At 62.7% G+C, this 8,756-nt stretch carries 8 protein-coding genes; 5 read left to right on the forward strand and 3 right to left on the reverse strand.

Annotation, left to right across the window (positions count from 1 at the left end):
* Window positions 1–176 precede the first annotated feature (176 nt).
* On the reverse strand, window positions 177–503 hold the full coding sequence (locus HX875_RS24970; RefSeq protein WP_177046673.1) for a DUF6124 family protein: 327 nt from the start codon (window positions 501–503) through the stop codon (window positions 177–179).
* A 306-nt stretch (window positions 504–809) separates the two neighbouring features.
* Complete coding sequence (pdxR, locus tag HX875_RS24975) at window positions 810–2,300, reverse strand: MocR-like pyridoxine biosynthesis transcription factor PdxR (RefSeq protein WP_177046675.1); 1,491 nt, start codon at window positions 2,298–2,300, stop codon at window positions 810–812.
* A gap of 77 nt (window positions 2,301–2,377) precedes the next feature.
* Between pdxR and HX875_RS24980 the strand changes: the two genes are divergently transcribed.
* The 3 genes from HX875_RS24980 to HX875_RS24990 all read left to right on the forward strand — a co-directional run bounded on the left by HX875_RS24980 (window position 2,378) and on the right by HX875_RS24990 (window position 6,008).
* Window positions 2,378–4,048, forward strand: a complete 1,671-nt coding sequence (locus HX875_RS24980; RefSeq protein WP_177046684.1) for a M24 family metallopeptidase — start codon at window positions 2,378–2,380, stop codon at window positions 4,046–4,048.
* Window positions 4,049–4,160: 112 nt separating this feature from the next.
* Entirely contained in the window at window positions 4,161–4,781 is a 621-nt protein-coding gene (locus tag HX875_RS24985) for a LysE family translocator (RefSeq protein ID WP_177046686.1), read from the forward strand.
* A 69-nt stretch (window positions 4,782–4,850) separates the two neighbouring features.
* A complete protein-coding gene (locus tag HX875_RS24990; protein ID WP_177046688.1) occupies window positions 4,851–6,008 on the forward strand; it encodes a GGDEF domain-containing protein in 1,158 nt (385 codons plus the stop codon).
* 15 nt (window positions 6,009–6,023) lie between these two features.
* Here HX875_RS24990 and HX875_RS24995 read toward each other — a convergent pair whose 3' ends face one another.
* Window positions 6,024–6,497, reverse strand: coding sequence for a VOC family protein (locus tag HX875_RS24995; protein ID WP_177046690.1), 474 nt, complete (start codon window positions 6,495–6,497; stop codon window positions 6,024–6,026).
* Between the two features lie 105 nt (window positions 6,498–6,602).
* Between HX875_RS24995 and HX875_RS25000 the strand changes: the two genes are divergently transcribed.
* Both HX875_RS25000 and dapA read left to right on the forward strand, forming a co-directional pair.
* Window positions 6,603–7,589, forward strand: coding sequence for an alpha/beta hydrolase (locus HX875_RS25000; RefSeq protein ID WP_177046692.1), 987 nt, complete (start codon window positions 6,603–6,605; stop codon window positions 7,587–7,589).
* 283 nt (window positions 7,590–7,872) lie between these two features.
* Complete coding sequence (gene dapA, locus HX875_RS25005; protein ID WP_177046694.1) at window positions 7,873–8,736, forward strand: 4-hydroxy-tetrahydrodipicolinate synthase; 864 nt, start codon at window positions 7,873–7,875, stop codon at window positions 8,734–8,736.
* Window positions 8,737–8,756: the final 20 nt, after the last annotated feature.

Genomic DNA, 8,756 nt, shown 5'->3' on the forward strand with positions numbered 1-8,756 from the left:
TCAGCGCGTTTTTACACACTCTGTGCCGAATGCAGCCATTAATCGCGGCGCCAACGACGACTCACTCATCTGAAGTTAGCAACCCGGCACTCATGTCGCTGAAGCGCTGTAGAGACCTTCAACGCCCCAGCGACTAATCAATTGAGCTGGCTGAACAACCCGGACCTCCTCCGGCGTCAGCTACAAGGCAGCTCCCGATCCATCAGCCTGCCCATCAACAGCACCCCCAACTCGCTGAGCTGATGAATAGCCAACGCCACATCACGATCTTTTCCGCTCAACGCCTCCGACAGATCAAGCAGCAACGCGCTGACCGAGGAGAAGGTTTCATAGCTGTTGGTAATCAGGCTTTCACTGCTGGCATCTGCAGCCACACTGAACAGTGCTGCCGATGGCGGAGCGGTTTTGGCGGAGGGATTGAGGTAGTGATCCAAGGCGCGCTGGGCGGCCTGGTGGAGTTTTGGGTCGGGAGTTCCCGGAGGATTCGGCGTTACTTTGAACATTGTCTGGATGCTCCATTTTGGCCGCCACCTTTTCGCTACTAAACGAGAGGTGGCAGCTGTGTGCAGGTTAGTAGACCGGATATTCCAGACAAAACCGGCGCGCCCGAAGGCGCCCTGCACACAGCCACCATTAAGCACAGACGAAGACGTCTGACAGATGATGCTCATGCACATGCCAAGAATACTTCGGGCTACTAAACCCGATCACTGAGGTTTCAGCGACCGAGCAACCTTAGAGACCCATCCCCAAGCGCACAAGCCGGCGGATTCTGACGCAACTGTAGGCAATGGAGCAAGGTGCCGTGCTCACCGCCTCAACGCCCACGCTGCCTGAGCCAAGCGCTGCACAGCCATACGGATTTCCTCTTGGTTGAGCGAGGCAAACCCCAAACGCAGCGCATTCTCAGGTTGGTCAAACGGCGAAAACAGCCGACCGCCACGCACCACCAGGTCCAGCTCCAGCGCTTTTTCAGTCAGTTGATCGACGTCGATTGAGTCGGCAAACCTTACCCACAACGCCAGCCCGCCCTCCGGTTCCTGCACGGCTATCTGCTCGCCAAACGCCTCCAGCAGGCAACCAAGCAGCGTTTCCCGGCGCCGACGGTACTCTTTGGAAACCCGACGCAGGTGCTTCTTCAGCTCACCATCGTTGATCAAGTCCGCGAGCATCCGCTGCATCACCGCATCGCCCTGCCCCAGGCTGACCGCCGCCTTGCGCTCGAGCACTTCGATGACATTCGACGGTGCAACGATGTAGCTGCAACGGAAGGTGCTGCCCAGGGACTTGGACAGCGAGCCGATGTAGATCACGTGGCGCTGCGCGCTGTCGCTGGCCAGGGGCAGATAGGGGCGTCCGGCAAAGTGGTACTCGTGATCGTAATCTTCCTCGATGATGCAGAAGTCATGCAGCCGGGCCAGTTCCAGGAGTTGCTGGCGACGCCCCGCACGCAGGCTGACGGTGGTAGGAAACTGGTGATGGGGCGTGACATACATCATGCGCACGTTGTGCACCCGGCACAGTTCGGCGAGCTGATCGACCCGGCAACCTTCGTCGTCCAGGTCGACGGTGACCAGTTGCGCGCCCAACTGGCGGAAGATCTCCCAGGCAGGCGGGTAACTCAAGCGTTCGACCACCACCACATCACCGGGCTTGATCAGCACGCTGGCCGTCAGGTACAGCGACATCTGCACGCCTTGGGTCAGGCAGATCTGCTGCGCGTCGACCGTCAGGCCGCGATTGTGGCGCAGCATTTCAGCCAGGGCGTTGCGCAGGTAGTGGCTGCTGCTCTCGCTGCCATGTCGCACGGTGTTGGTGGTAAAGCTGTTGCGCAAGGCGTTGCGGTAGTAGCGATGCAGCACGGCTTGGGGCAGCAAGCGATGGTCACAGGCGCCATTGTCGAAAAACAGCGCACCCGGCCGCTGTTGCAGCGCGATCACTTGCTCGCCCGGGGTGAAATAGGCAGCAGCCGGCGTTTCCCGCAGCGCCAGGGCAAACGACTTTGCCGCGCGGGGAGCCGCTACCGTGCCTTGCGCCAGTTGCGTACTGACGAAAGTACCGCGACGTTGGATGCTGACCAGCCAGCCTTTGGTTACGCCCTCCTCGTAGGCAAGGATCACCGTCTTGCGATTGACGTCCAGCAGTTGTGCCATCTCCCGGGTCCCGGGCAACAGCGTGCCGGGGCGCAGCCGGCCCTCGGCAATCGCGCTCACCAGGCCTTCAATGATCTTTCTATAGGATGCCTGCGGCTGCGCGCCATCGAGCTTGAGTAGAGGACGCCATTTGCGGAGCTGGACCATGTGAAGTATCCAAAACTGGAGGTTCTTATGGTCCTAGTCTAACGCAATAATCGAGGCTCAATTGCCCCGAGGTGTTTATGCAAAACCGTCATGTCGTTGAACTGCTGCCCTCGGGCAAATCCTTCGAAGCCGCCGATCACTTGCTGCTCGACGCCATGTTGGCCAGCGGTCTCGCCGTGCCTTTTTCCTGCCGGCGCGGCGCCTGCGGGTCGTGCAAGGTCAAGGTGGTGTCGGGTGAGTATCGGCAAAAACTGCTCGCGCCAGACGCCCCGGCGCCATCCTATCCGCTGGCGGCTGACGAGATGTTGCTGTGCCAGAGCCATGCCTGCAGCGACCTGCGCCTGGAGATTCCCGGCTGGTCATTGGACACGCCAGCGCTGGAAGTCACCGCCCAGGTAATCGGCAAGCGCGCCCTGAGCGCCGATATCGTCGAGCTGGTGTTGCAGACGGCCCAACCACTGGAAGTGCGGCCCGGTCAGTACCTCAGGTTTCGCCTGGAGGATGGGGACAGCCGCTGTTTCTCCGTGGCCAATCTGCCCGCACAGGACCAAGGCCGCTTGGTGTTTCATATTCGCCAGGTCAGCGGCGGCCGGTTTTCCGAAGGCGTCCTGCCGGCCCTGCAAGTGGGTGATGCGGTGCAACTGGAAGGCCCCGTGGGCGCCTGCACCTGGCAACACGAAGATGAGCGCCCGGTCGTGCTGTTCGCCACCGGCACCGGTTATGCCGGGATCAAGCCCTTGTTGCTGACGGCCCTGGCCCGCGATGCCGAGGTCACCTTGTACTGGGGTAACTCAGCCCCGACGGACTTCTACGACGCTGAGTTTCTGGAGCAGGCCAGCCAGGCTCATCCACGTTTTCACTGGCACCGCGTCCAGTCGGCAGAGGCCCGTGTGCAGCACGTCGCCCTGGCACAGCCCCACCATTGGAGCGATAGCCAGATCTACGCCTGCGGCAATGGCGCGATGATCAGCCAGGTGCGCGAAACCTGTCTGGCAGCGGGTGCGCAGCCCCATCGTTTTGTCGCCGAGGCCTTCGTCCCCAGCGGTGCCTTGCCGCAAGCGGAGTCGCTCAAGACGCTGGACCCGGTGCTGGAAAAAGTCGGCCCGCGCTACTCACTGGACGGCATGCTGGCTGCCCGCGAGCAAACGGTAAGGGCCCTGGCCGCCATCGCCGATCAATTGGAAGTCGGCATGACCACCGCGCAAGCCCTGCACATGGCCAGCCAGACATTGCAGGACATGGGCGCGTCTCACACCTGGCACCCCACCTATATACGTTTTGGCGACGACACCGTCCGTACCCCGCGCCAGGGCGTCGACCTGCTCCGCGAACTGCGGGCCACCGATATCGCCGTGGTCGACCTTGGCCCGGTGTGGGATGGCTATGAAGGCGATTATGGCGACACCTTCGTTTTCGGCGGGCACCCACTGCATGAGGCCTGCGTGACAGCATTGCATCAGGTGTTCGACGAAACCCGCGACGCCTGGCACCGCGGCCTGACCGGACGCCAGCTGTATGACTTCGCCGAGCACAGTGCCTTCGCCAAAGGCTGGCGCCTGGAGCGCAACCTGGCAGGACACCGCATCGCCGACTTCCCCCATGCGCTGTTCGGGCAGGACAAGTTGGCGGAAGTGGAGATCGTACCGAGCGAGATGGTTTGGGTGCTGGAGATACAGTTGTGCCATCCGACGCTGCCGATCGGGGCGTTTTTCGAGGATATCCTGATTGGGGAGGCCAAGCGGGGTTAGTCGGGAAGGCGCGTCGGTCCTGTCTGGCGCTCCCTCCCATCCATGTTGTTATAGGGTCCGCCCATATCCTATCCTCGTGAATTCCTCAGCCCCAGTCGATACCGGAATTCACATGGATCTCGCCACCCTCACCCTCTTCCTCCCGGCCTGCTTCGCCCTGAACATGGCGCCCGGCCCGAACAACCTGCTGTCCGTAAGCAACTCCACCCGCTACGGCTACCGCACCTCGTGCCTGGCGGGCGTCGGGCGCTTGTTGGCTTTCGCCGGGATGATCGCCCTCGCCTCCGCAGGTTTGGCGGTGGTGCTGCAGACTTCGGAGCTGCTGTTCTACGGGATCAAGATCGTCGGGGCGGCGTATCTGTTTTACCTGGCGTATCAACTGTGGCGGGCCAATCCGCAGGCAGAGGCTGAGTCGACTGCCGCCAAGGCGGGCTTGTGGGCGTTGGCGCGGCAGGAGTTCCTGGTGGCGGCGGGCAACCCCAAGGCGATCCTGATTTTCACCGCCTTCCTGCCGCAGTTCGTCGACCCGGCACAGCCGATCACCCCGCAATTCGCGTTGCTGGGCGCGATGTTCCTGGCCCTGGAATGGATCGCCATCAGCGCCTACGCCTATATGGGCCTGCATATGCGCCGCTGGTTTGCGCAGCCTCGGGGCAAGCGGATTTTCAACCGCTGCTGCGCGGGGTTGTTGTCGGCTGCGGCGACGGTTTTGCTGATGGCGCGCCGGGCCTGAGCACTGCGAAAACCGGCCTAAACGCATACAATCGCGCTCTCACCGCAATTCAGGCAGGCCAGTCCGTCCATGGCGCTCGACCCCATTACCATTCTGGTCCTCACCATCGCCCTCGCCGGCGCCGCCGCGTTGTACCTGGCGGTCGAGTGGCGCAATGTCCGCGAGCCTTCGCTGCTGTACTGGACTGCCGGTTTCGCCATCATCAGCGTGGGCAGCACCCTGGCCTTGCTGCGGGCCAGCGGGCTGGTATTGATCGGCATCTGGTTTGCCAACGGGTTGCTGGTCACCGCCCACTGGCTGTTCCTGCTGGGCGTCGCACGTTTCACCCAGGTACGCCTGTCTCGCGCCTGGTACCTGATCTTCGTGGCCTGGTTTGCGATGCTGCTGTTGCCGGAAGGCCAGTTGTGGTCCAAAACCATGCTGCTGGCCAACTCGCTACTGGTGGCGGTGCCGACCCTGCGGGCCAGTTTCCTGCTGCGCCCCCACGGCCGGTCGCTGAGTGTCGGTGCGGTGCAATTGCGTTATGTGCTGCTGGCCCACGGGGTGTTCTATCTGGCCAAGGCGTTGTCGGCGGTCGTGCCTGGTACGTTGATCGACCTGACGGCGTTTCGTGGCGAGATCATTCAGGTGTCGCTGGTTGAGGGTGCGATGGCGATCATGCTGATTGCACTGTCGATGACCGGCACCGAGCGTTACCGACGCGAGGAGCAGATTGCACGCCTGGCCGCCCGGGATCCATTGACCGCCCTGTACAACCGCCGCGCCCTGGAACTGCGGGCGCCGGGCCTCTTGAACGAGGTCTCACCCGCCCGGCCAGGCGCCTTGCTGCTGATCGATATCGACAATTTCAAACTGGTCAACGATCTGTACGGCCATACCGCAGGCGACCGCCTGCTGGTGGCGTTGAGCGAGATGATTCGCGCACAGGTGCCCGAGGGCGCGTTGGCGGCGAGGTTGGGCGGCGACGAGTTCGTGATCCTGCTTAAAAACACCTCGAACGAGCGAATCATCGAGCTGGGCGCCGCCCTGCGTGAGCAGTTTTACCAAGCCGCCTCACAGGCATTCATCACACCCGTAGCGGTCACCCTGAGCATCGGCGCCAGCCTGTTCGACACGCCGCCCGCCAGCCTGGCTGCGCTGATCGAGCAAGGCGATGCGGCGCTGTATGAGTCCAAGCGTGGCGGGCGTAACAGTATTCGCCTGGTTGACCGGACAGTGACCGATTGATTGCACCGGCCACTTTCACTGCGTCGCTTCAATCACAGCAATATCAATTTTGGTCATCCCCATCATCGCGTCAAAGGCCCGTTTGGCCGCTGCCCGGTCCGGATTGGTGATCGCCGTCGTCAGCACGCGCGGGGTGATCTGCCACCGCACGCCCCATTTGTCCTGGCACCAGCCGCAGACGTTTTCCTGGCCGCCATGACTGACAATCGCGTGCCAGAGGCGGTCGGTTTCCGCCTGGTCATCGGTGGCCACCTGGAACGAGAAGGCCTCGCTGTGTTGCACGCCGGAGCCGCCGTTCAGGCCGAGGCACGGGATGCCCATAACCGTGAATTCCACCGTCAGCACGTCGCCCTGCTTGCCCGCCTGATAATCCCCGGGCGCGTGATGCACCGCCGTCACGGCGCTGTCGGGGAAGGTCTTGGCGTAGAAGTTCGCAGCGTCCAGTGCAGTGCCGTCGTACCAAACACAAATCGTGTTTTTGCTCATCATGACGATTCCCCTGATGGGAGGTTGGACTTGCAGTGTAGTACCGGTACCGACAAGAATGCGCTCGCGTCTCGACCCCCTCCCGCTTTAACCCCGACGGTGCAGATAATGAGTAACGGTGTAAGGATCGACCCGCGAACCCTCCCGGTTCCACAGTCCATCAGCCCCGAGGCCCAGGCGACTTTGCAACGCCTGGTGAACGCCGATGGCGTGCCGGTGAACAGCCTGTACGCCATGCCCGCCGCCGACGACCACGAAGGCTGGCGCCGCATGCAAGCCGCGGTTGCCCAGCAGTACGCAGCGGCTCAGGTGGGTCAGGCGGCCAACCTGCGTGCCCGCGTCGAGACCATCACCGTGGAAGACGCCACCGTGTACCGGGCGACGCCCACCGATGGCGCCGAGTTCGCCTATATCGACCTGCACGGCGGCGCCCTGGTATTTGGCGGCGGCGAAAACGCGCGCCTTGCTGCCGGCAAACACGCCGACCTGCACGGCATGACCTGCTACGGCGTGGACTACCGCATGCCACCGGACCATCCGTACCCGGCGGCACTGGATGACTGCATGGCCACCTACCGCCACGTGCTCACGCTCCACACCCCGGACAAGATCGTGATCGGCGGGCGCTCGGCCGGCGGCAACCTCGCCGCCGCCCTGGTGCTGCGCGCCCGCGACGAAGGCTTGCCGCTGCCGGCCGCGCTGGTGTTGCTGTCGCCGGAAATGGACCTGACCGAGTCGGGCGACAGCTTCCAGGTCAACCGCACTGTCGACCTGGTGCTGCCCAACCCGCTGATGAGCGTCAACCTGCTGTACGCCGCCGGCGCGGATCTGTCTCACCCGTACCTGTCGCCCCTGTTCGGGGATTTCGCGCTGGGCTTCCCGCCGACGCTGGTGCAAAGCGGTACCCGGGACCTGTTCCTGTCCAACGCCGTGCGCCTGCACCGTGCGCTGCGACGGGCCGAGGTGCCGGTGGAGCTGCACATTTTTGAAGCCATGCCCCACGGCGGCTTCATGGGCGCCCCGGAAGATGCCGAGCTGTCGGCAGAAGTAGTGCGTTTTGTGCGCCACTGGCTGAAACGCGACTTATATCGGTGAGTTGACACACCCTGTAATAATCCATAAAGATGAGCGTCTTCTTCAGGGTGTGTCCTCAATGTCTGCAACGACCTTCAACTTTTCCGTCATTGGCTTGATTGCCAAGGCGCAAGGTTGCGTTGCGCACGCCCTCAAATCGAAGAAACAGTCGCTCATGTGACCGGGGCGCGCTGTCCCGTCAGATGAGCTGACAGGACATTGAGCGCGAAGGCCCCCTCCTCTTGCTTACCTCCCTCTGCCCTTCTGACGGTGACTCAATCGGTCAACCATCAGGAGAAAGCGCATGTCATCGTTTCAAGGTATCTGGGTTCCCGTCGTGACACCGTTCCATAACGGCGCCATCGACTTCATCGGCCTGCGCCGCCTGGTCTGCCATCTGCTGGAAAAGGGCGTGGCCGGAATCATGGTCTGCACCACCACCGGCGAGGCCGCGGCACTGAGCCGCCATGAGCAACTGGCGATGCTGGATGCCGTGCTGGAGCTGGTGCCACCGCAGCAGGTGGTGATGGGCCTGGCGGGGTATAACCAGATCGAGCTGCTGCAGTTCCAGGCCGAGATCCTAAAGCGCCCGGTGGCCGGTTTGCTGGTGCCGCCGCCGAGCTATATCCGCCCGTCCCAGGCCGGCCTTGAAGCGTTCTTCCGCACCGTGGCCGATGCGTCCAGTGTGCCGATTATCCTGTATGACATTCCTTATCGCACCGGGATTGCCTTCGAGCAGGCGACGCTGCTGAACATCGTCGCCCATGAGCGGATCGTCGCGATCAAGGATTGCGGCGGCAACCTGGCCAATACCCTGGCGCTGCTGGCCAGCGGGAATGTGGATGTGCTGTGTGGCGAGGATGTGCAGATATTCAATGCGCTGTGCCTGGGAGCGACGGGGGCGATTGCCGCGTCGGCGCATGTGCGGACCGAGGCGTTTGTGAGGCTGCATCGGCAGGTTCGGGATAACCGCTTGGCCGAGGCGCGCGAGACGTTTTTCGGGTTACTGCCGTTGATTCACACGATGTTTGTGGAACCCAATCCGGCGCCGGTGAAGGCCGCGCTGGCGTTGGAGGGTTTGATCGGCAGTGAGTTGCGAGCGCCGATGCTGGCGGCGAGTGAGACGGTGGTGAATCAATTGCAGCAAGTCTTGGCCACGCTCGAATAACCTGTGGCGAGGGAGCTTGC

This window comes from Pseudomonas yamanorum (assembly GCF_013386765.1).
GTDB classification, from domain to species: Bacteria; Pseudomonadota; Gammaproteobacteria; order Pseudomonadales; family Pseudomonadaceae; genus Aquipseudomonas; species Aquipseudomonas yamanorum_A.